The organism is Lactobacillus sp. ESL0261, assembly GCF_003693025.1.
In the GTDB taxonomy this organism is placed as follows: domain Bacteria; phylum Bacillota; class Bacilli; order Lactobacillales; family Lactobacillaceae; genus Lactobacillus; species Lactobacillus kullabergensis.
In genome coordinates this window covers 107,235-131,375 of the sequence record NZ_REHN01000002.1, presented here as the reverse complement: position 1 = coordinate 131,375, position 24,141 = coordinate 107,235, and the positions used below count along the sequence as shown (strand labels likewise).

Genomic DNA, 24,141 nt, shown 5'->3' with positions numbered 1-24,141 from the left:
TTTTAATTAATAGTAAAAAAATCTCATTCATAATGATTAGTATAACAAAGTTTGGACTTTATCAACACCACTAAATCGGTGATTTATGATTTTAATATAAACCACAGGGTTGTTTGATGGTAAAATTACATATTAACTTGTGTGCCTACTTTTTGCTTTGCGGCTTTATCATAAATAGACTTCGTTGCCATCAGGTCTTGAGCAGCAATGCCAACAGTTTCAAAGAAAATTATTTCGTTATCGTTTTCACGCCCAATTAAGTCACCACTAATCACTTGACCGATCTCACCAGTAAAGCTAGTATTTGAAACCATGCCCTTATTTAACGGAATAATTATGTCGCCAGATTCTGCTAAAACGGCATCTTTAGAGTCAAAGTAAATTTTATTTGCTTTAGCGACTAATTCAGCTGGGGTTTCTTCCATTTGTGGCTGATAAGCACCAACGCCGCAGATAGTTGCTCCTTTTTTAATAAATTGAGCATCATAAACCGGTTTAGTTGACGGCGTAACAGTAATAATCACATCTGCATCCTTCACGGCTTCATTTCCTGTCTTAACTGCAGTAATTTTGGTATGGTATTGCGCTAATTGTTCTTGCATTTTCCCAGCAAACTTTTGAGCTCGGTCAAAATCAAGGTCACTGACAGCTACTTCATCTAAGTCACGTACGATCAGCATTGCTTCAAGCTGTGTAGCAGCTTGACCTCCCGTACCAATTAATGCACCTTTTCTGCATTTCTTTTTTGCCAAATATTTCAGCGCCACGCCAGAAGCAGAACCTGTGCGCAATTGGGTAACATAATTACCATCCAAAATAGCATTAACTACTCCAGTTTTGGTATCAATATTTAACACCTGAGCATTAATTGAAGGCAAGCCTTGATTAATATTTTCAGGAAACATGTTCAACACTTTCACACATGCCGCATCATACTCTTCACAAAAAGCCGGCATACACAAAAAGGTATCTTTACCATTTTGCTTAAGAATCTGAGTTCTTAACGGCACGTCTACTTTACCGGCAGAAAAATATTTAAAAGCATCGGCCACTGCATCAATGCAGTCTTTTAAGGAATAACATTTTTCAATATCACTTCTGTTTAACAGTAACATTTGTTCCTCCTGTATTTACTTTTAACTTCACATTTTCAAAGCCCATTATAAGTTACTCTTTGTAAAGGTACACATTAGATTTGTTTAAGATAAATCTGATCGATAACATGACCTGCAGTTTTATGCAAAATTAAATTGGCGCGTTGCTTTGTTGGAGCAATATATTCACGTAAGTTGACCAAGTTCACCATTTGCCAAGTTTCCTCTGCAAACTTTAAGGCTTCATCCCTAGGACCATTAGCCATCTCATAATAAAAATTATGCGGATTATTTTTATTTAGTTCCATTACCCTGACGAAACGCTGCATAAACCACTTTTCAATCAGATCCTCAGGAGCATCAATATAAATTGAAAAATCAAAAAAGTCACTTGTCACAATTTGACCATTGGTTGGCAACTGCAACGTATTAATGCCCTCAATAATTAAAATATCGGGTTCACAAACATGGCCATATTCCCCAGGCACAATGTCACTTAATTCCTGAGAATAAAGTGGGTAAACAATATCTTTTTTGCCACTCAATACATCTTGCAGAAAGTCGGTAAGCAATTTCATATTATAACTTTCAGGAAAGCCCTTACGGTCAGTCAGATTACGTCTTTCCAATTCCTGATTAGAATAAATAAAACCGTCTGTGGTCATCAGGTGTACTTTCAAATCAGGATATGTCCGGCTAAGCAATAATTGTAAAAGTCTGGCTGTGGTAGATTTACCCACTGCTACTGAACCGGAAATACCAATAATAAAAGGCGCGCTGGCAACTTTCTGCTGCAAAAACTCGCTTTGCTTTTGCTGCAATGACCGTTTCCCCTGATAAACTAAATAAAGATACTTAATTAAACTGCTGTAAACTTCTTGAACATCAGTTAAATTAATAATATCTCCTAAAGATTTTATCTTTGCCAGTTCTTCTTTAGTAATCTTAACTGATTCAGTGGCAGAAAAAGACTGCCATTTTTCCCTGTTAAATTGTAAATAATTTTTCATTCTAATATCCTTAAATTTCTATGTTCTTTAATATAGTAAAATAAAAGTATAAAGTCTCCTAATTAATTCTTCTAATCAAAAAGAAAGGCAAAACTATGAAAAAGATAATTTTATTTGGCGATTCTTTATTTAATGGCTACCATGCTGGCCGTGATACTAATGTCATAACTGCAGGCGTGCAAAAAGAATTAGGCGCAAATGTGCAAATCATAAACTTATCTTTAAGTGGCGCCACTACTGCTGAAGGCAAGAAGCGTCTAAATTTAATTCCGCAAGATGCCGACATAGTGGTACTCGAATACGGTACAAACGACATGTCAAGTGATTGGGGCATTAGCAGCATTGATTATGCTAAGAACCTGAATTACATGGTTGAAAATATCGGTAGCGCTAAAATGATTATTGCAGGTCCATCTTATGAAGATCCTAATAACAAGTACATCATGCAATACTATAATCTTGAAGATATGAAAGTATACAATCAAATTGCTGCAGATTGTGCTCGCAAGTATAATATCCCCTTTATTAACTTAATCGCCAACTTTTGTCCGTTGAAAAATTTATCTTCGTATTATCAAGAAGATGGACAGCATCTCACTACTATCGGAAATCAAATTTTAATAAATCTGGTAGTGACGGCAATTAAAGAAAAACTTGCACAAATATAGTGCAAGTTATCATTTTTATAAATCTTTATACATCATAACATGCTTAATGTCAGCCTCTACAAATGGCTCGCCTTCAGTGTGATAGCCTAAAAAATCATAGAATGGCTTTGCCTGCCATTGGGCATGACAATAAAGCCGGTCGGCACCCTGATCATGCAGGAATTCATGAACCTGTTTCATCATTTTGGTTCCCAGCTTTTGCCCGCGGGCTGCTGCAGCTACTGCTACTCTGCCTAACATCCACTTACCATTTTCTTGAAAAATACGACAAACGGCCAATGCATTTGTTTTTTCTGCATTGAGCAAATAGACCTGAATTGAGTCTAAATCTTGATCGTCAAGCTCTGGTACTGTTATTTCCTGCTCGGTTACAAACGTATCTATTCGTAAACGAGCTACACAAAACATTTCGCGTCCTGTCATTTGCGCAACCCGTTTGAAAGTAAATTTTTCACTGTCAGTCATAAAATCTTCCTACTTTTCTATATAAGTTTTCGGGTCTACTTCCAGAAGTGGACTCTTTTCGTTAGTATAAACAATATCAAGCTTGTACATCGCCCGCGAAGTTATTGTATACACAAGTTGCGTTTCATCAATGCGATGATAATTTTCTTTTGAGGCAGCCCACATAATGACGGCATCAAACTCCAAGCCCTTAGCTAAATAAGATGGAATGACCAACGTGCCATCAACTAAGCGCTGATTGGCAGTAGCAATTAACGTTGCTTTCACTTTGTCTTCTTTGAGCTTTTCTGCCACAATTTTGGCACTAGCCAAGTCCTTGGTAATAATTGCAGTTGTCATGTTAGCCTGAGTATTTTCATTTAATATTTGTTCCAAAACCTTGATTGTAGCAGTATCATCAGAACGTTGCCACAGAGCTGGCTTTGGCCCTTGACGGTTAAATGCCTCAATTTTTTCACCTTGTCGCAGGATTTGTTTGGTAAATTCAGTCAACTGTTTTGTTGAACGATACGATTTAGTTAGCTGGACCACATCAGTTTTTTCAGGATCAAATAAGCCACTGATCTGTTTAAGTAGACTTCTACTTTCATCTTTAGTGAAAATAGCCTGATTTAAATCGCCCAACATCGTGAATTTAGCGCGAGGAAAATTATATTTCAGATAGCACAGCTGAAACGGCGTATAATCCTGAATCTCATCGATAAAAGCGTAACGCATTTCATAATCTACATGACGGCCTGTGATTAGATCATAAAGATACAAGTAGGCTGAAACATCATTCATATGAATATAATGCTTCATAAAACTTTGCTTAACTTCTTCGATATGTTTTTGCCAATCTGCTTCTTCAATTCGCCATTTACTTAGGTCAGTCATTTTAGGAACAGCACGTAAAAAGTTCAAATATTGTGCACGCATATTAATAAAATTATTCCGTCTAATTTGCTGGAAAACTTTATCAAGTGCCTTCACGACAATTTTACGGCTGAGGAATTTTTCTTCTTTTTCCTCTGATTCAAACTCCTGGTCTGGACGATCATATAAAGCATTCAGCTGCTCTTGACTAAGATTTTGGATGGCATCAGACACCCAGGCCTTTTTAGTTTCGCTGTTAATCTTGCGATTGAGTGATTTTATTAATCCTTCTCGCGTAGCATCAATTCTATTGCTCAAATTATAATTGGAATTAAATGAATAATAGAGTTCACTGATTTTTTCTTTCGTAAAAAATGGTTTCTTTTTATTACGGAAGTAAATATTCTTAAAAATTACACCTCGATTATTGAGGTGTTTAGCATAATGGTGCAGCAAATTAAAGAAATTTGTAGAATCTTTAAATTGACTAATTGCAGAATCAGCTTTGCTGTCTTCAAATTGGTCAAATAAATTTTCAACTGTCATTCCCGGTAGTCTTCTAGCTACAAACTGCCAGTATGTCATTTGTACCATATTTTGTTCACCCATCTCGGGCAAAACATTTTTGATATAATCATTAAACAATTGATTAGGACTAAACATGATGACGTCACTACTGGTAAGGTTGCCGCGATAGCGATACAGCAGATAGGCAATCCTCTGTAATATTGCAGAAGTTTTACCAGAGCCTGCCGCTCCTTGAACAAACAATAATTCTGCACTGGTGTTCCTAATGATTTTGTTCTGCTCACGCTGAATCGTTGTCACAATTGATTTCATTTGCGTGCCGGATTTTTCACCTAAAACTTCCAGCAGCATCTGATCACCAATAGACTCATTGGTGTCAAACATGTTAATAATCTTGCCGTTTTCAATCATGAACTGCCGCTTTTTGGTCATATCAACGGTAATTTCACCTTCAGGCGACATATAAGAAACCTTACCAATCTTACCATCATAATAAATTGATGAAATTGGTGCACGCCAATCATAAATCAAAAAGTGATTATTTTTGTCCGCAAAAGAACCCAGACCAATATATATAGTTTCTGGTTTTTCATTGGTTTCTTTAAAATCTACTCTGGCAAAATATGGCTTTTGCTCTAATTTTTGAACAGTGCTTAGTTGCTTTGCGGCATGCTGCCAAGCATTTTGACGTTCATCAAGCAGTTGCTGTTGCTGGTGAATAGACAACGCAGTCTCCATAGATGTTGAATAGCCGTCATAATCTAATTTTACATCATCAAAAAAGTGTGAATTAAGATCTTGGGCCTCGCCTTCAGCGGACTTAATTGACGAGGACAACTCGGCTTTTTTAGCCCGTATCATTTTTAAAATCTTATCAAGATGCTTTTGCTCAAATTCTCTATCATCCATCGCTTTTGTCATAAACTCACCTAATTTTCCAAAACTTGCATTCTATTTTACCATGAAATCGGTTTATATTAAAACCTTGGATTCGTTTTTTGCTAAACAGTGAAATATGTCAAAATTTCCAGATAACGATTATAATTTTATGTGTTAAAGTCAGTAAATTATGAAACTTTTTCTACTTTTCCTATATAATGTAAGGTAATGGAGTTGATTAAGGTATGAAAAGATTTTGTCATTTTTTATCAAAATTAGCATGTGCGCTGGTTGTAACTTTTACAATTGAAAGTACAATTGCTCCGATTGCTGATAATTCTGTATTCAGTTGGCCTTCTCAGACTGTTTATGCCAAGAAAACTGCTAAAAAGGCAAAAAAAGCTAAAAAGAAAACAAAGAAAACTAAAAAGACCAAGAAAAAGAATACAGCTGCTATAGCTTCTTCTTGGCACTGGAAAAAGCCTAAAGCCACTGTTTACATTGATCTTAATGATAATGAAGAATTAATTTCAGCTACTAAAGATGCAATTGATGCATGGAATGATACCAAAGCCTTTACTTTTACTGAAACCAAAAACAAGAAAAAAGCTAATATCGTGATTGAACAGGTTTACAGCCCCAATACCAATTATGCGGGTTATACTACTTTTCATTATTACGTGAAAACCGGAATCATGTATTCCGCAGTTACCAGGTTAAATATTTATTACTTACAGAATTTTTCACCGTATAGTTATACTTACCAACGTATTTTAAATACTGTCGAACATGAATTGGGACATGCAATCGGTTTAAAACATAATAATGGAGTGTCTGTAATGTACCCTACCGGTTCTTTATATCCAATTGAGCCTGTCGACGTTGAAAATGTTCAAAAATTATACAAAGAATAAAATATTAGATTTGTGAGGAGTAAAATGAAAAGAATATATATAGTGCGTCACGGTGAAACCTTTATTAACCGCTATAACAAGATGCAAGGCTGGTGTGATACGCCACTAACAGAAAAAGGAATAGCAGGTGCTGACCAAGTTGGTGAAGCTTTAAAAAATGTGCCTTTTGATATTGCATTATCAAGTGATATGAAAAGAGCCAGCGACACTTGTGACATCATCATTAAACACAATGTTAACCGTGATGAAATTCAACATATCGCAACTCCTTTTTTCCGTGAACATTTTTACGGCTATTTTGAGGGTATGGATTCAGATGCTGCTTGGCAAATGATCAGTGGTCCTCACGGTTATAAAAGCCATGCTGAAATGCTCAAAAATGAATCATTAGACACAGTGAAAGACTGGATTAAAGAAGCTGATCCTTTTCATGACGCAGAAAATGCAAAAGAGTATTGGGATAGAATAAATAAGGGATTTAAATTAATCGGTCAATTAGATGGGGCTGAAAATATTTTGCTCGTAACTCATGGTTTTACCATCCATAGTATTGCCGATCGTTACAGCGATTTTGATATTAAAGAGCGACCTCGTAATGCTTCAATTACAGTGATGAATATGACAGAGCAAGAGAAAAAAGTTGTTTCATATGACAAATTAAAGCTCTGATGCCTCAATTAACAGGAGAATATTTTATGAAATCAAAAAATGATATGTCTGATGTTGCTGACAACTTGAATAACTGGAATGATCGCGCTGATGTACATGCAAATGGTGGTTATGGCGATCTTACTCAGTTTGCTAAAGACAAAAATGCTATCACTACAACTGTTAAACGTGATTTGGACGTACTCAGACCATTTTTGACTCATAATTCAGTTGAAAATAAGCGACTACTTCATTTGCAATGCCATATTGGAGATGATACGCTCAGTTGGGCGCGCTTAGGAGCTAAAGACGTTTACGGTCTGGACTTTTCACCTGCTGCCTTAAAGTATGCACGCAAGTTGGCTCAAGAAGCTAATACATCAATTACCTACGTTGAAGGTGATGCTCGCTATGCCGCAGAAGCTATCCCGGAAAAATTAGGACAATTTGACATAATTGTGACTAGTGCAGGTACAATTACTTGGCTGCCAGAATTAAAATCATGGGCAGAATCGATTGCTCAACTCCTGGCTCCTGGTGGAATATTCATGATTCGTGACAATCACCCTTTGTTGTTTGCACTCGATAATGCCGGGTTAGAAATTAAGTTGGATTACTTTAGCGGCACTGAAATCACTTATGAATCAGATGCTTCATATACACCAAATTCTAATGGCAAAATAAAGCATCAGACAAACCATAATTGGGCTCATGATTTTGCAGAAATTATTAATTCATTAATTGCTGCTGGTTTAACCATTAAAAACATAGGGGAGCATAAAATTAGTGATTGGAAGTCCTTGCCATCACTAATCTATGATAAAAGCCAAGAAGGTTGGGTACTTCCAGCTGATTCACCACAGATTCCATTGACTTTTTCAGTAGTTGCACAAAAATTGTAAAATCAGTATTAATACAATCAAAAAGGTTAGCTTTGCTAGAAAAGCTAACCTTTTTATTACCTAAAAATAAGTCTTATTCAATTTTAAAAGTTTTACCCACTTTACCATTAATTAATTCTTCTACAGCAATTGGTTTTTCAGGATTATGATCTTTATCTACAGTGATTTTTCCAGTTACGCCAGTAAAATCTTTAATTTGTTCCAGACCCTTCGTGATTTTTGCAGAATCATCAGATTTTTCATTTTCAATTGCTTCTTTAATCATATATACCGCATCATACGCTAAAGCAGAAAAAGTTGGTGCTTCTTCATGGTAGCGGTTCTTGAAATCACGCATAAATTTAGAAGCAGTTGGATCCTTGGCAGCTACCTGTGTTGAAAAGGGCGTGGTATAGTAGATTTTACTTGCATTTTTAGCACCAGCAATCTGTACTAGCTTCGGATCAGCCATACCATCACTACCGACAATTGGTGCCTTAATTCCAATTTGACGCGCTTGCTTAATTATTAAGCCAACTTCCGTGTAGTAGCCAGGAACGTAAATAGCATCGACTTTCTTAGCTTTAAACGAAGTTAATACAGCGTTAAAATCTTTGTCACCCTCTGAAAATGTTTGACTATCAACTATCTTGCCTTTATAAGTTTTCTTAAATGCTTTAGCAAGACCGTTACCATAGTCACTTGAATTGTCAGTATAGACAGCCACTCTCTTTGCCTTAATGTTATTCATTACGAACTTGGCTGCACTACCGCCCTGAAAATTATTTTGGTAACATGCTCTAAAAACAAATGGCTGAACTTTACCATTCTTTTGTAAAGTGTAATTTGGATCTGTCGCTGAAGGGCTGACACTTGGTACCTTAGCTTTAGTAATATTAGGAATTTCAGCTGTGCCGGCATTAGTAGTTGCTGGTCCTACAATTGCTGCTACCTTTTCTTTTGTAGCTAATTGGGCGGCAACTGAAGCAGAAGTAGAAATAGCAGTTTTATTATCACGCATGATCAGTTTGATTTTTTTCTTACGACCATTAACATCAATGCCGCCTTTTTTATTAATTTCACTAACTGCTAATTGAATACCTTGCTTTTGAGCGTTGCCATAACCAGCTGCAGCTCCAGACAACTCCATGTTGACGCCAATTTTGACTGAATCTTTATCTTGCTTAGTTCCATCCCCACTACTGCTTTTAGCAACAGTACAGCCTGCCAGCATAAAAGCTGCCATGCCAGTGATTACAACATTCATTACCTTTTTAATACCGCTAATATTATCCATCATCTTGTTCCTTCTAACTATTCTTTCTATTCTTTAACTAAAATTGACCACAAAAAAGCCTCATTCAAATCAATGAATGAGGCTTAAATTATCAATTAGTTAAACCCCAATCATTGGCACGCAAACTAGGGCTTAACTACTTTAAATTACATCACGTAATTCATGTATGTTAAGTCCTGCGCTCCAACAACAAGGCAACTAAATCCTGAGTTTGAAAAATATTCATATTATTTTTTTGATTAACATATTTCGTTTCCATCGTAATTACCTCCTCAGAATTTTATGTAAACCCTATAGTTTTCACTATCTGACTTAACAATGAATTAACATCATTGTCATTACAACAACTTGATCACCACTAACCACCAAAATACACTTTCTGTACTTCTGGGTTAGCCAACAATTCTTGACCAGTACCACTTAATTGCACTACTCCTGTTGCCAATACATAACCACGATCGGCAATAGATAGAGCTTGTTTAGCATTTTGTTCTATCAACAAAATAGTTGTACCTTTTTCGTTTAGTTCTTTAATAATTTTAAATATTTCTTGAATATACAAGGGAGACAAACCCATTGATGGTTCATCAAGCAGCAATAATTTTGGCTTTGCCATTAAGGCACGACCCATGGCCAACATTTGCTGCTCACCACCTGACAAGGTAGCTGCATCCTGATTACGTCTTTTTTGCAAAATTGGAAAGCGTTCAAAAATATCTTTGTAGGTTTTTGAAACTTCATCATGATTCTTTTGCAAAAACGCACCCATCTGCAGATTCTCCATTACGGTCATTCCGGCAAAAATATGCCGACCTTCTGCTACTTGGGAGATACCCGCGCTGACAATTTGCGGAGCACTTTTGTGATCTATTTCTTCACCAAGGTAGAAAATTTGACCACTTTTGGGTTTCAACAAGCCAGAAATTGTCTTGACAATAGTTGACTTACCAGCTCCATTAGCTCCGATTAGCGTTACGATTTCACCTTGGTTAATTTCAAAACTGACATTCTTAACAGCTTGAATAACACCATAATTTACAGACAGGTCACGAACTTCTAACATTGCCATCTAGTCATCACCCTCTCCTAGATATGCTTCAACAACTTTAGGATTTGCCTTAATTTCTTCAGGAGACCCGGTAGCCAATATCTCGCCTTGATCAAGTACATAAATTCTTTCAGCCAGGTTCATAACTAAAGACATGTCATGCTCAATTAACAAAACTGTGATCTGAAATTCCTTCTGAATATACTTAATAAGATTAGTCAAATCCGCTGTTTCTTCTGGGTTCATACCAGCAGCAGGTTCATCAAGGAAAAGAATCTGCGGGTGAGTAGCCAAAGCACGTACTATTTCCAAGCGTCTTTGTGTTCCGTAGGGCAAGTTCTTAGCCAAAGTTTGTTCATTATCCGTTAAATCAAAGATTGCTAATAGCTTTTGCGCAGCTTCCTTCATTTCCTTTTCCGTTTTATAAAAACTGGGTAAACGAAAAACTGTTGTTAAAAAGTTTTCTTTATATTCATTTGTCATTGCAGTTAGGACATTATCCATAACAGTTAAGTCTTTAAATAAGCGAATATTTTGAAATGTACGGGATAAACCTAAGTCTGCAATTTGCACAGCACTTTTATGCGTTAAATCATAATTTTGATTATCAACTTGCAAGTTGATCTTTCCACTAGTGACTTGGACCATTCCAGTTAGCAAGTTGAACAAAGTGGTTTTACCTGCACCATTAGGACCAATCAAGGCAACTAGTTCGTGCTTATCCAGATGAAGTGAGACATCATTAACTGCAGTTAACCCACCAAACTTGCGCACTACGTGGTCAACATCTAATAAGTGTGGCATATACTAGCTCCTTTCCTTTTTGCCGAAATGGCGTGTCAAATTTTTAAGTGAGAATTCCCAGTTACCTAAAAGTCCTGATGGTTTGAAAATCATGATTAGTATCAGGACTATAGCATAGATCACCATTCTTAACGCACCGAAACTTTGTAAAACGGTATCTAAAACGCCTAAAACAATCGCCGCAACAAACGTGCCAGTCATACTGCCAACACCACCCAAAACAACAATAACTAAGATAGAGATAGATTCCATGATACCAAAGTTTGAAGGTGATATTGTCTGCAAGAATGAGGCATGAAGACTGCCAGCTATTGCAGCAGTTGCGCCACCTAGAACGAAAGCTGCCAGCTTCCATTTAGTAGTATTAATTCCCATTGCTTCAGCAGCAATTTCGTCTTCACGAACGGCTTTAATTGCCCGACCATTTTTTGAACGAATGAAGTTAGTCAAAATGATTGTGGTCACACAAACCAAGATATAAACAGTTGGCCATGAGCATAACTGAGGAATATTGTATAACCCTGCCGCTCCACCAGTAATTTTCAAATTATTAATGACATTGCGGATAATTTCAGCTGCTCCTAGAGTTGCGATTGCTAAATAGTCACCCTTTAAGCGAATGAAAGTTGCCGTACCAATAACTGCAGCAATCACAACAGCTATCAGCACTCCTACAAGCATTGAGATTAAAAAGCCAGCTTCGCTACTCATGCGTTGAGTAATAATCGCCGTAGCGTATGCTCCAATGGCCATGAAACCGGCATGACCCAGAGAAAATTGACCACTAAAACCGATAATCAGGTTTAAGCCGGTAGCTAAGATAATATTTATTCCAATCGTGACCAGCATATTTTCAATAAAATCATCTATCACGCCAACCATAATCAACGCATTGATTAAGTAAAAGCCGCCTACCATTAATAACAGCCACGACAAAATGTATTTCCAATTAGATTTCATTTTGCCACCTACACCTTCTCTTTAGCATTTTTGCCAAAAATACCAGCAGGTAAGAAAAGCAAAATGACTATTAATACTAGATAAACAACTGAGTCTTTATATGCCGACAAACCGATAGACTGGAAAAATGTTTCCAAGATACCGATTAAGAAGCCACCAATAGAAGCTCCTGGCACTGAGCCGATTCCACCAAGCACAGCAGCCACAAAGGCTTTAATTCCTGGTGTCATCCCCATTAAAGGATCGATTTGGTTGTAGTACATTCCAATTAATATACCTGCGGCACCGGCTAAAGCCGAACCTAAAGCAAAGGTAAATGAAATCGTATGATTAACATTAACACCAACTAATTCAGCGGCAGCAGGATCTACGGATACTGCACGCATTGCCCGACCCATTTTGGTCTTTTGAATAATGACCTGCAATGAAACCATCAAGATTAAAGCAGTGGCCAAAATCAAAATCTGAACATTTGAAATTTGCACTCCACCGATATTGTAATTAACCTGTTCAATTACTTGGGGGAAGCTGCGAGCATTTGATCCTACAAAGTATGACATGCCATTTTCCAGTAAAAACGATACGCCGATAGCCGTAATCAGTACAGCTATACGAGGCGACTTACGTAGTGGCCGGTAAGCAAAATACTCAATCACTACGCCTGAAACTGCACCAATAATCATTGCAGAAAGCAGTGCTGTAATAAAGTTAAAATGCCAAGCATTAATCACATAGTAGGCAAAGAATGCACCTAGCATATAAATATCGCCGTGAGCAAAGTTAATTAAATTAATAATGCCATAAACCATGCTGTAGCCTAAAGCCAACAAGGCATAAATCGAACCCAGTGACAAGGCGTTAATGATTTGCTGTAAAACTGTTTGCAAATTTAAGCACTCCTTTCATTTTCTTATTTACTCAACACGGAATGAGTCGCTTACTTTACCGTTAGTCAATTTTTCAATAGCAATTGGCATTTCTGGATTGTGGAATTTGTCCATGGTAATTCTGCCAGTAACACCGTCAAAGTCTTTAATCTTAGCTAGACCTTCAGTAATTTTAACCGAATCATCTGATTTTTGTTCTTCAATAGCAGTTTTTACTAAGTAAACTGCATCGTATGCTAATGCTGAAAATGTAGGTGCATCTGCATGGTAGCGAGCTTTATATGCTTTGATAAACTTAGCAGCTTTTGAATCTGGATTCTTGGCAGCTACATTAGTTGAAAATGGTGTAGTGTAGTAAATATTGGTTGCATTTTTAGCACCTGATATTTGAACAAGTTTAGGGTCACACATACCGTCACCACCAACGATTGGAGCTTTAATACCCATTTGCCGTGCTTGTTTGATGATCAAACCCAACTCTGTGTAGTAGCCCGGTACATAAATAGCATCGATTTTCTTAGATTTAAATGAAGTTAAAACAGCATTGAAATCTTTATCACCTGCAGAATAGGTTTGACTATCAACTATCTTGCCTTTATAAGTATCTTTAAAGGCTTTTGCTAAACCAGTACCATAGTCACTGGAGTTATCAGCATAAACTGCTACTCGTTTGGCTTTCAATTTGTCGGTGACAAATTTAGCAGCGCTCTTTCCTTGGAAAGTATCCTGGAAACAAGCTCTAAAGACGTAAGGCTGAACCTTGCCATTTTTCTGTCTGGTATAGTTTGGATCTGTTGCAGATGGACTAATGCCGGGAACAGAAGCCTTGGTAATATTAGGAATTTCAGCAGTACCACAATTAGTAGTAGCTGGCCCTATAACTGCTGCCACTTTATCCTTAGTTGCCAGTTGTGCAGCAACCGAAGCCGAAGTAGCTATTGCGGATTTATTATCACGGATAAGCAATTTAAGCTTCTTTTTATGCCCGTTGACGTTAATTCCACCGGCTTTATTAATTTCAGAAGCTGCTAATACTATACCTTGCTTTTCAGCACTGCCATATCCAGCAGCAGTACCAGACAGCTCAATGTTAATACCAACCTTGACAACATCTTTATCTTGGTGTGTACCCTTGCTCCCCCCACTTTTTGCAACTGAGCAGCCAGCTAGTGCCAAGCCAGCCATTCCCACTGTCAGAACACGCAACAATCTTTTTGAAAATTTACCCATCATTTTCTCCTTTTCAATAGTCTGGTAACTAAAAACCTCATTCATTTAATGAATGAGGCTTAGATCAGTTATTAGATAAGCCCCATTCATTAAGACGCAAACAAGGGCTTTTCATGTAAAATCACTAAAAGTAATTTAATCATGCTAAGTCCTAGACGACAACAACAAGGCAATTAAACTCTGGGCAATAATATTTTTAATGTTAGTTCGTTTACTTAAATATTTAGCTTTCATTAAAATCGCCTCCCAAAATTTAATTTAATACTTAGAATTATAAAAAAAGAACATTAGCATGTCAAGAAAATTTTGCAATTTTTTTATCTAAGTTCTCAGTATTTTTTATTAATTTTGTTGCTTTGCCTGTGAAAACAAACGCACGCTGTTAAAGCGTGCGTTTTACTTACCAGACTTTTTTAAAATACAGCTTTTTTTCGCCAAAATGCAACAATGACGTATAAAACGAAATAACTTATAATCATGAGCACTATTGGCAGCCAAACTTCATAATATGCTGTTGGCAAAACCTGATCAAAAAATCTCAAGCCAAACAAAACATCAAAGACGCCAAATATTGCGGGAATAAAGAATAAAAGCCCTGTTTTGCTCTGCCATGTTCTTTGAGCCAGTCTTTCATTCGTAAATTTCTGATCTCGTTTAGCAGCTTTGACTGCTATTATCAAGATTGCAATCAGGCTTGCACCAAATACAAATGCCAGTGAGTAGCCCAAGATTTTCATTTCTTTACTCATCCCCAGTGCCAGCTGATAAGAAGCAGCCTTCGAGCTGCTATAGAGACGACTATAGACGGCACTACTTTGAGCCCGTTTATGTTCAATTTTTAGTAGAAATGGCCAATCCCTATCAAAACTGTTTAGCTGCACCACAGTCAGATATTTAGTTTTACCTTTAATCTTATTTAATTCTGCAGTTGAACGAAGTGCAATTTTTTTATTTTTAAAACCATTGGGAACGAGTTCACGAAAACTGTCATCTGCTAGAGAATTTTTATTCAATTGATCTAATTTGATTGATTTGACTTGAAAGTTGCGTCTACCGGTGCTTTTGACATACTTAATTGGATTATTTGCCAATTCATTACGAACAAAATAAAAGTGCCCTTTTGTTTCTTTATAATGATAAGTTTGTTGCTTTTTAATTTTTAGTTGCGCCACATCGTTTTTAATATTGGCGGTGTTGCTGACAATTACCCCATCATAATAAGTTCCCCTTTTAATATCTTGGGGAAAAGCATTAACGTCATGACCTAAAGCAAGAGCGCCCATAGTTAAGGCAAAAAGTAAGGAAATGATAGTAAAAACGCCAGCATAATGATGAAGTCCCAACAGCGTTTTTCCTTTAGTTAACTTAATTTTGTTAAACCAAGTTGCAGGCAGCAAGCTTAATAACGAGTAACAAATTAAATAAGTACCCGCCACGATTGTGACAAATGCCGGTAATAAAGGATTAAACAGACTTTGGATGGGCAAGTTCAATATGAAATAGCCGGATACTACTAGTATCAACCCTAAAATCATTTCAATTATTCTTAGTCCTGAATGTTTTTGAAAAATTGCAGGTTCAACTTCTTTTGCAGCTACACTTTTTAAAATTGTTCTGGTTAAATTATAAGTTACTATTATACCACCAACAATTATTAGAACCGCCAGTAACATAGCCACTTGCATGCCTGAATTTATCCGCAGAAAACTGTTAATGACGTTAAAATTCGGCACATTTGGTTTTATTAAACCGCTAAATAACTTAATAATTAAGGAAGCTAAATCCAACCCTAAAATAATGCCAGCGATTATCATCAAACCGCCAATAATGAGTGTCGCACAAAGTTCTATCAGTCCAACGCGCATATTTTTTAATTTTTGCATCAAGATCACCAAACTTTCTGTTCAGCTCCTTCAAGCAGACCACCTTTTGACTTAATTATAGTTAGCGCTGTCATTTTTTAAATGACCTGAACAGTTTCTTGAACATATTTTAATATTTGCTTTTTAAACCATTATTCTTTTTTAAATATTGCTTTTTGTTAGTATCAATTTCCTCCAGCTTGATCGCCATTTTTAAAACATTTTTCCTATCATATTTCTTTATAGAAAATTTACTTATCTTTATAATTTTTTTCCGATCTAAACTTTATAAATAATCCATCTACAAATGCTTCATAAATATGATCATCTACTTTAGACATAATTTTTAAATCTTCGCTTAACTTACAAAACATTTTTCGCATCTTTCTAATTTATCAAAGTTAGCTAAGTATATAATTCACGTAATAACTTTGCCTTTTTTATTAGTAAAATTGTCTTATTTGCCACAAATAAGCTAGATATGACAAATATAAAAAGGTGGGAGAAAAATCCCACCCCTTTGTTGATTACCACATAAATATCCGAAGAATCTTTTCAATTAAATTAGCTAACTTATCGAGAAAGTTTGCTAATTTATCAAGATCTTTTCCTAGCTCTTGCAGTGCAGGCGTTAGGATAGATAGTAGTAAACAAGTTAGAAGAAATAAAAGTACGACCTTTCCCATGCAATCACCTCCTTTCAGGGAGGGTTGAAAGACGTACTTTTATATTCTATCATGTGTTCTTGTGTTATAATTGTTATAGAAGAAATAAAGTGCGATTTTCGCATGCAAAAGAGGCGTACTAAGCGTCTGGGGCGATCCAGCTGGATCGCTTTTTTGCTTTTTAAAAGATAACTCGGGCTGAACCTCCTCAAAGAAAAAATATTTTCCAGTTGATTTACTCGCCGTAAAGCAGTCCTCTGGGTGTTTTTGATGTAGTTGCATGATTACAGCGAATGTCACTCTTCAAAAATCTTTTTTCTAATTTCAAATGACCTGATCAGTTTCTTGAACATATTTTAATATTTAGTTTTATTTCATAAGAAAATGAAACGAGTCCCGAAAGCTGTTTAACCTTCGGGACTATACCACAGTTTTTTAACATCTAGTATATTAAGAACTAAACTTAAATATGACTTTTTTAAGTTTATTTATTTGCAACTAAAAGCTCTTCTAACTCCTTACCATAATCTGGCATTCCCGCTAATTTGATACTTTCAATTATTATCTCTGTTTCATCCAGATATTTTTGATCATGATTATCTTGATATTTAACTATATTATAAAATGCTGGTATCAGCAGCTTATAAAAGAATACCTCCGGTTTTGTTTTTATTTGATCCGCATAATTAACAAATGACTCAGTTTCTTCAAATCGCTTATTTCTAATGCAAAAAATCAGCATATTGATAATGATAGCCAAAATTTTTTCTTGTATTCTGACACTGCTTGATCCAACAAGCTGTTTTATTATCCTTTTAGATAGCAATAAGTTGCTATTCAAATCATAAAAGCTCATGAAATTACAGTACATAATTAATCCATCTTCATCAAAATTAGAAATATTAAAAACTTTTTCTTTCATTCTGTCTATAACTTCTTTATCTAGCATTGTAAGGTCTTTACTAATTACCGCAATATAGGCATCAATAAGAAGTAATTCATCATTTTTATTAGGCAATTCACCTTCAGCAACTACATCTCGTATTTGTTGCAACTCTTTTTTGGAATTTTGGTAATATGCTTCATTAATAAGTCGATTTATTTCTAATTCTTGTTGATTAACCGACTTATCTTTTTGATTTAATTTACTGAAAAAATCAATCACTGGAATTTGATTAGAATGTAGCAATTCAATTAAGTCTTCGGCAGAGATCCGACTTAAATTTTTTTCTACTTTCGCATAGAATGAAGGGCTTATCACATCTTTTGCCCATTGTTTCTGTGTTTTTCTTTGACTTATCCGATAATCTTTTAACAATTCCCCAATTGTCATTTTTATTCCTTCTAACTTTAAACTGTCAAATATGACATTCCTCTCTTTTTCATTATAACCAAAATATACTAAATATATAGTTAAGAAAAGAGGCAAAAACATGAACATTTTTTTAAAGAATAAAAACTACAGAAAATTCACCCTCGCCAGCTGGTTATCCGGTGCAGGCAACATCCTGTTCTACCTGGCTCTCATGACTTATGCCAGCAAATTAAAAAATTATTCTCTAGCATTATCTTTGATTGCGATTACCGAATCGCTTCCAGACCTTATTCAAAGTCTCAGTGGCTACCTGGCGGACCGGACGCACAACAAGTACCGTGTAATTGTCTGGCTTGCAGTCATCCGCTTTGCCATGTACATGCTGGTAGGCCTACTATTTGTCACCAATATTGCCGGCTGGAACCTAGTTTTAATGGTTATCGGACTCAACTTTGTGTCTGATCTCTCCGGCATGTATTCTGGTGGATTACAAACACCCTTAATTGTTGGTCTCGTCGGTGAAAATGAAATGGCTGAAGCCCAGGGTTTTACCAGTGGCGTATCACAACTAATTACGTTGGTCGCACAATTCGTCGGTTCCGGGCTCCTGCTCTTCATGTCATACTCAGAACTGGCCATTGTCAATGCGCTGACCTTCTTAGCAGCCGGCTTACTCTATGCCAACATTGGGGCAAGTGTTCGTAAGCAGCAGCCTGACCAGAAAGAAGAGGTCAACGACCAAAACTTCTTTGCCACGATTAGCTCATCATTCAAGCAAGTACGTCAAGCCCACGGACTCTTAACGATTGTTTTAGTTGTAGCCATGCTTAATGGTCTGCTCAGCTCTGTTGAGCCACTAATTTCAATCGTTATTGCCGGCAATAAAAGCATGCTTATCGGCAGCTATAGTTTCACCATCGCACTTCTAGGAGCTGCTGCCGCAATTGGCTTAGCCCTTGGCAGTGCAGTTGGCACCAAACTCCTTAAAAACACGTCACTTTTCCAACTATCTTTATTATCTACTATCAGTAGTGCCATTATGGCCGTTGTCATTTTGAACAAGAGCAGCATACTCTGCCTTATCTTAATGACCACTCTTGGCTTCTTAGCTGGTACGAGCAGTCCTAAGTTAATGCAATGGTTGGTTGTCTCCGTAGATCGCAAAATATTATCTTCTTCAGCAGGGCTTTTAAACACAATCTTGGCAATCGCTGGTCCATTAATGACGACATTATTTACCACCATAGCTGGTACAATCAACGTTAATTATGCCCTGTACGGTGTCCTGGGACTTAGTGCAATCGTCTTCACTGTTACTTTAATTGTAATGATAAAAGTCAACAAAACAAAACAAGCTAAAATTGCATAAAAATTTACTGATGTTTTTACCTAAAAAATCCAGACCAATCCAACATAAATTATTGGAAGCTATACCAATTTTTCGCATACTAGGGATAAAAGCGTTCTCCAATTAAGATTTTGTGAAATTAAAGTCTTTTTTACCGGGTAATTTTGCACAATTTGAACAATTAAAAAAATCGTATCCAAAAGGACACGACTAGACGAAAAAATAAGCATTAGTCCAAGCGACTTCTGCTTATTTTTTCATGAAATGTTGCGTGAATTCCCACCAATTAAAGAGTTACTAGTTTAATTTTGAAAATTTATTTCAAAATCCGGTCTTTTTATAATTATTTATTTGTGAGTACAATTTTTTCATATAACGTAACTGTTAACAAGTAATAACCCAGATAAAGCACAATGAAGATTGTGAATGGAATCCAGATATTATGGTATGGAGATATCAGCAATGTTTTAAACAGTTTTAAGCCACAAAGGACATCTACTATGCCTAAAATAGCAGGCATGGTGAACAAAGTACCAATCTCTTTTCTGATTGAACTGCGCAATAATTGCGGCCTAGCTCCAATTTCATGTAGCATCTGGTAGCGCACCTTGTCACTAGCTGCACCACTTAAAACTTTAAACATTAACGTCGAAGCGAGCATAGTCAGAAATGCTATTCCTAAGAAAAAGCCCATAAATTCAAACGCACTGGTAAAGCCAATCATATTATTATAGTTATATGATTTTGAAGAAAGGTATATATCCTGGTAATTGCGATTTTCCTTCAGTTGCTCTTTTTGAATTTGTTTAATCACTGGAAAATCATGGGCAAAGTCTTTGACATTAATATAACTGACGAATTTTTTCTGACCATTAAGTATATTCCATCTTTGCTGTGAAACTAGTTTAATTTTCTTAGGAATGCCGTTAGGCACCATTTGGCTAAAAATGCTATTGGCAGCTGTTTCTGGTTTATCCAGTTCGGCAGTAACCAGTGTTTTCACTTTATATGTAGGTAAATTGTCTTGATTGTTATGAAAATAGATTTCTATTTCTTTCAGCGGCTGTTTTTCAAATTCCGCGCGGTTAAAGTAAAGATGCATCCCCTTTTCTTTGTAGTGATAAGTCTGCTTATTAGTAATGGTTAATTTTGCTTCTGCTTTTTTAACTGCTGGCGTCTGACTAACTATTGTAGCATCATAATAAAAGCTTTTTTGCGTCTCATCCTTCATGGAGCCAAAATTAAGTCCCACGGTAATTGCACCTAAAGCCAAGGCAAACAGAATTGAAATCATAGTTAATATCTTGGTGTAGCTTTGCAAACGAAATTTCAACTGACCAAGAGTAAATTCATTAATACCACGATATGAAAAAGATTTTTTATTAAGTAAATAATTAATAATAGCCGTAAAGACGCCATTAAAGACGAAGAAAGAGCCAGCAATAATTGTTACTAAGGCGGTGGGAATAAGAAAGTAAATATATCTGGTGGACAGAGTCATTACATAGTAACCGACTGCCAGCAAAAGCACACCGCTAATTGCTTCAATTCCCCGCAAAAGTGGATGATGATTAAGATTAATTGGAGTTTGATCTTCGTGTAAAAGATCAATTACTGGAGTATGTGTAAGTTTGTGCACATTGCTCAGTGCACCCAAGAGAAAAATAATAACAAAGAAAAGCAAAGTCCCTATTATTGCGCTGGGTAATATTGCCTTAAAGTGAGTAATTTCCAGCCCTAGTTTACCTATCAGCACCTTGGTAACTATAGTGGTCAACCCAAGCCCCAGTAGTATTCCCAGCAGAACTGCTAAAAAGCCGGTTAGCAGAGTTTCAGAAAAAATTAGTAAACCAATCCGCGTGCTTTTGGCTCCAAGCATCATATACATGCCATAGTCATGCTTACGCATGCTTAACAAAAACGAATTGGCATAAACAAGATAAACCGATGTAATGATTACTAACAAAATAATGCCAAAGGTAAAAATATAAGTCAGGTATGCCGTTCTACCGTAGACATCTTTACTAATAAATACAGGGTTAGTAGCAATTGACAAGAACATGTAGAAAATCATGCTGGCAACAATTAAACCAGAAAATAATACCAGATAATCTTTTAGCCTATTTTTAATCCCCGTCACAGACAGTTTCCAAATCATTACTGCTCCTTTTCTTTAATTAAAAACAAGAATCTATTTACTGCTCCCAATTTTACTCACGTTCCAGAACGATTTTTTCATATAGTTTTACGGTTAATAAGTAATAAATCAGGTAAAGCACGATAAAAATTGTAAAAGGAATCCATAAGTTCTGGTATGGGTGTGGCAAGAGCAATTTAAACAGCCTCAAGCCAAAGAGCACATCGATTACGCCTAATACGCCGGGCAGAAGAAACAGCACGCCAATTTCATTTTTAATGGATTGACGCAAAACTTTCGCCCTTGTGCCAATTTCAAATAACATTTGGTAACGCACCTTGTCACTAGCTGCGCCACTTAAGACCTTGAACATTAAAGTTGAAGCCAGCATGGTCAGGAAAGCGAAGCCTAAAAAGAAGCCCATAAATTCAAAACCGCTGCTGAAATTCTTGATTAACTGGAAACTGCCCGCCTTGCTGGAAGTATAAATATACGAATAAGCAGGATTTTCCTTCAGTTGTTGTTTCTGCAATTTTAAGATGGTGGGGAAATCCTGATCAAAGTTTTTCACTTTTACAAAGCTGACAAACTTGTCTTGTCCTTTTTTTTCGATCCATTTTTTTGGTGAAACCAGGCGAATGATTTTAGCAATACCATCAGGAACCATAGCACCAAAGGCATTATTAGCGTATGTTGCTGGGACGTCCAATTTCTCAGTGGGCAAATTGACCTTCTTGTATGCCGGTTTACCATTTTTCATGTAAAACTTGACGTTTTTGACCGGGTTATTGTTAAATTCACTGCGGTTAAAATACAAATATTTACCCTGTTCTTTATAATGATAGGTTTGCTCACGAGTAATCGTCAGTTTGCTTTTAGCCTTCTCAACTTTGGGAGAGTCACTGATAATAGTAGTGTCATAATAAAAATTGTCTTCAAGTTGCTCACTGAGCGTGCTGAAGTTAAGCCCTACAGTAATAGCTCCAAGTGCCAGGGCAAAAAGCAGTGAAACAACTGTCAAAATTCGCGTATAATCATGCAATCGAAATTTCAACTGACCTAAAGTAAATACTCGAATGCCATGATAGGAAAAGCTTCTGCGGTTAAGCAAAAATCCGATTAAGGCGCTGAAAAAAGCGTTAAATGTGAAATAGGAACCAGCGACTATTGTCACCAGCGCTGCTGGAATAATAAATAAAATAGCACCGCCTGGAAGGCCCAAAATAAAGTAGCCTGCAGCTAAAAGTAACAGACCCAGTATTCCTTGAATCCAGTGCAAGACCGGCCGGTGTTTGTAAGCAACTGGCTTTTGGTCATCGCGTAATAGTTCAATTACTGGTGTCTTGGTTAATTTACGGACATTTTTCAAAGCTCCGAATAAGAACATGATAATGAAGAAGATAATCGTCCAAATGATAGCGTTTGGTAAAACAACAGCAAAATGTTTCACCGTCAACCCTAAGCGAGATATCAACAGCTGTGACACTATTGCAGTCAGACCAAACCCGAGCACAATACCCACTAGTGTAGCTAAAATGCCAGTTATTAAAGTTTCCAAAAAAATTAGTAACCCAATTTTGGTACTCTTGGCTCCCAGCATCATGTACATGCCGTAATCATGTTTGCGCATGCTCAACAAAAAAGAATTGGCATAAACAAGGTAAACCATGGTAATGATTATCAGCAAGATAATACCAAAGGCAAAAGTGAACCGAACATAGCTGCTTGGTGCTGAAATATCATTTTTGATAAAAGTGGGGTTAATTGTGATTGTAAGGAACATGTAAAAGATCATGCTGGCAACAACCAAGCCGGAAAATAAAACCGCATAATCTTTAAAACGACTTTTGATTCCCGTTAAGGACAACTTCCAAACCATTTTAGTTCTCCTTATTCGTCAGTATCTAAGTGGTCGATTAATAGATGGTAAAATTCTTGTCTGGACTGACCGTTTTTCAACATTTGCTCACCAATCTTGCCGTCTTTAATAAATAAAATACGACTGGCAAAGCTGGCAGCAAACGGATCGTGCGTAACCATCAGAGTGGTAATACCATCGTTTTGATTCAAATCAGCCATTGTATAGAGCAATTCGCGGGCGCTCTTTGAATCTAAGGCACCCGTCGGCTCATCGGCAAGCAAAATTGCAGGTTCATGTACTAACGCCCTGGCAGCTGCCACTCTCTGTTTTTGCCCACCCGAGACCTCAGCAGGATACTTGGGCAGAATTTCTTTAATGCCCAGTCTAGTTGCGATTTTGTCAACCAGCGGATCAATTTTTCTGGGAGAAATACCCCTTAAACTTAAAGGCAAAGCAATGTTTTCCCGATTAGTTAAATTTTCCAGCAAATTAAAATCTTGAAAAATAAAGCCGATTTGCTTACTTCTAAAGTCAGCTAATTGATTGGCATTTAAAGTGCTGTTATCCTCATGGTTAATAAAAACATTGCCTGTTGTCGGTTTGTCCAAAGTTGACAAAATGTTAAGCAAAGTTGTTTTACCGGAACCAGAGGCGCCCATAATGGCTACAAATTCACCTGAATTAACCGCAAAATTAATGCCCTTGAGAGCCTGGTATTGCTTTTCGCCCCGCTTGCCGTATGTCTTAGTAACTTGATCTACTCGTAAAATTTCAGTCATTTGTAA

At 36.6% G+C, this 24,141-nt stretch carries 20 protein-coding genes; 5 read left to right on the top strand and 15 right to left on the bottom strand.

Translation table 11 applies throughout. The features are described 5' to 3' along the window. Positions 1–125 precede the first annotated feature (125 nt). Together F5ESL0261_RS01050 and coaA are read right to left on the bottom strand one after the other, a co-directional pair. Positions 126–1,115 (bottom strand): ornithine cyclodeaminase family protein, encoded by a 990-nt coding sequence (locus tag F5ESL0261_RS01050; RefSeq protein WP_122051843.1) that lies wholly within the window; start codon positions 1,113–1,115, stop codon positions 126–128. Positions 1,116–1,189: 74 nt separating this feature from the next. After that, positions 1,190–2,104, bottom strand: coding sequence for a type I pantothenate kinase (gene coaA, locus F5ESL0261_RS01045; RefSeq protein WP_045927456.1), 915 nt, complete (start codon positions 2,102–2,104; stop codon positions 1,190–1,192). Between the two features lie 95 nt (positions 2,105–2,199). Here coaA and F5ESL0261_RS01040 point away from each other — a divergent pair, with 95 nt between their 5' ends. Further along, positions 2,200–2,772 (top strand): SGNH/GDSL hydrolase family protein, encoded by a 573-nt coding sequence (locus F5ESL0261_RS01040; protein ID WP_109585786.1) that lies wholly within the window; start codon positions 2,200–2,202, stop codon positions 2,770–2,772. 15 nt (positions 2,773–2,787) lie between these two features. Here F5ESL0261_RS01040 and F5ESL0261_RS01035 read toward each other — a convergent pair whose 3' ends face one another. Both F5ESL0261_RS01035 and helD read right to left on the bottom strand, forming a co-directional pair. Continuing rightward, entirely contained in the window at positions 2,788–3,237 is a 450-nt protein-coding gene (locus F5ESL0261_RS01035) for a GNAT family N-acetyltransferase (protein WP_122051842.1), read from the bottom strand. A gap of 9 nt (positions 3,238–3,246) precedes the next feature. Beyond that, positions 3,247–5,541 carry an RNA polymerase recycling motor HelD gene (gene helD, locus F5ESL0261_RS01030; protein WP_122051841.1) on the bottom strand — a complete coding sequence of 765 codons (2,295 nt, stop codon included), beginning with the start codon at positions 5,539–5,541 and terminating at the stop codon, positions 3,247–3,249. A 203-nt stretch (positions 5,542–5,744) separates the two neighbouring features. Here helD and F5ESL0261_RS01025 point away from each other — a divergent pair, with 203 nt between their 5' ends. The 3 genes from F5ESL0261_RS01025 to F5ESL0261_RS01015 are packed head-to-tail and all read left to right on the top strand — an operon-like array spanning position 5,745 to position 7,963. Continuing rightward, positions 5,745–6,413 carry a M57 family metalloprotease gene (locus F5ESL0261_RS01025; RefSeq protein WP_122051840.1) on the top strand — a complete coding sequence of 223 codons (669 nt, stop codon included), beginning with the start codon at positions 5,745–5,747 and terminating at the stop codon, positions 6,411–6,413. A 24-nt stretch (positions 6,414–6,437) separates the two neighbouring features. After that, entirely contained in the window at positions 6,438–7,082 is a 645-nt protein-coding gene (locus F5ESL0261_RS01020; protein WP_122051839.1) for a histidine phosphatase family protein, read from the top strand. Positions 7,083–7,108: 26 nt separating this feature from the next. Continuing rightward, positions 7,109–7,963: a bifunctional 2-polyprenyl-6-hydroxyphenol methylase/3-demethylubiquinol 3-O-methyltransferase UbiG gene (locus F5ESL0261_RS01015; protein WP_233560882.1), complete on the top strand. Its 855-nt coding sequence runs from the start codon at positions 7,109–7,111 to the stop codon at positions 7,961–7,963. A 73-nt stretch (positions 7,964–8,036) separates the two neighbouring features. Here the strand turns inward: F5ESL0261_RS01015 and F5ESL0261_RS01010 are convergent, their stop codons facing one another. The 8 genes from F5ESL0261_RS01010 to F5ESL0261_RS00975 form a co-directional block, all read right to left on the bottom strand. Beyond that, the gene (locus F5ESL0261_RS01010) at positions 8,037–9,239 is read right to left on the bottom strand and encodes an ABC transporter substrate-binding protein (protein ID WP_370448879.1); all 1,203 of its coding nucleotides are present in this window, start codon (positions 9,237–9,239) and stop codon (positions 8,037–8,039) included. Positions 9,240–9,597: 358 nt separating this feature from the next. Then, positions 9,598–10,308, bottom strand: coding sequence for an ABC transporter ATP-binding protein (locus tag F5ESL0261_RS01005; RefSeq protein ID WP_034979002.1), 711 nt, complete (start codon positions 10,306–10,308; stop codon positions 9,598–9,600). Then, complete coding sequence (locus tag F5ESL0261_RS01000) at positions 10,309–11,091, bottom strand: ABC transporter ATP-binding protein (protein ID WP_122051838.1); 783 nt, start codon at positions 11,089–11,091, stop codon at positions 10,309–10,311. A gap of 3 nt (positions 11,092–11,094) precedes the next feature. Then, positions 11,095–12,051, bottom strand: a complete 957-nt coding sequence (locus F5ESL0261_RS00995; RefSeq protein ID WP_122051837.1) for a branched-chain amino acid ABC transporter permease — start codon at positions 12,049–12,051, stop codon at positions 11,095–11,097. A gap of 8 nt (positions 12,052–12,059) precedes the next feature. Continuing rightward, the gene (locus tag F5ESL0261_RS00990; protein WP_034979008.1) at positions 12,060–12,938 is read right to left on the bottom strand and encodes a branched-chain amino acid ABC transporter permease; all 879 of its coding nucleotides are present in this window, start codon (positions 12,936–12,938) and stop codon (positions 12,060–12,062) included. Between the two features lie 27 nt (positions 12,939–12,965). Further along, positions 12,966–14,168 carry an ABC transporter substrate-binding protein gene (locus F5ESL0261_RS00985; RefSeq protein ID WP_122051836.1) on the bottom strand — a complete coding sequence of 401 codons (1,203 nt, stop codon included), beginning with the start codon at positions 14,166–14,168 and terminating at the stop codon, positions 12,966–12,968. Between the two features lie 413 nt (positions 14,169–14,581). Then, positions 14,582–16,051, bottom strand: a complete 1,470-nt coding sequence (locus tag F5ESL0261_RS00980; RefSeq protein WP_122051835.1) for a hypothetical protein — start codon at positions 16,049–16,051, stop codon at positions 14,582–14,584. Between the two features lie 1,128 nt (positions 16,052–17,179). Further along, entirely contained in the window at positions 17,180–18,028 is an 849-nt protein-coding gene (locus tag F5ESL0261_RS00975) for a helix-turn-helix domain-containing protein (protein ID WP_158595179.1), read from the bottom strand. Positions 18,029–18,389: 361 nt separating this feature from the next. On the opposite strand from F5ESL0261_RS00975, the gene F5ESL0261_RS00970 reads away from it, so the two are divergent. Further along, entirely contained in the window at positions 18,390–19,379 is a 990-nt protein-coding gene (locus F5ESL0261_RS00970) for an MFS transporter (RefSeq protein WP_233560881.1), read from the top strand. A 322-nt stretch (positions 19,380–19,701) separates the two neighbouring features. On the opposite strand, the gene F5ESL0261_RS00965 is transcribed toward F5ESL0261_RS00970, so the two are convergent. Genes F5ESL0261_RS00965 through F5ESL0261_RS00955 form a run of 3 tightly spaced genes read right to left on the bottom strand, consistent with a single transcriptional unit; the run spans position 19,702 to position 24,135 of the window. Further along, on the bottom strand, positions 19,702–21,516 hold the full coding sequence (locus tag F5ESL0261_RS00965) for an FtsX-like permease family protein (RefSeq protein ID WP_122051832.1): 1,815 nt from the start codon (positions 21,514–21,516) through the stop codon (positions 19,702–19,704). 52 nt (positions 21,517–21,568) lie between these two features. Continuing rightward, on the bottom strand, positions 21,569–23,374 hold the full coding sequence (locus F5ESL0261_RS00960) for an FtsX-like permease family protein (protein WP_122051831.1): 1,806 nt from the start codon (positions 23,372–23,374) through the stop codon (positions 21,569–21,571). An 11-nt stretch (positions 23,375–23,385) separates the two neighbouring features. Then, positions 23,386–24,135, bottom strand: coding sequence for an ABC transporter ATP-binding protein (locus F5ESL0261_RS00955; protein WP_046331498.1), 750 nt, complete (start codon positions 24,133–24,135; stop codon positions 23,386–23,388). Positions 24,136–24,141: the final 6 nt, after the last annotated feature.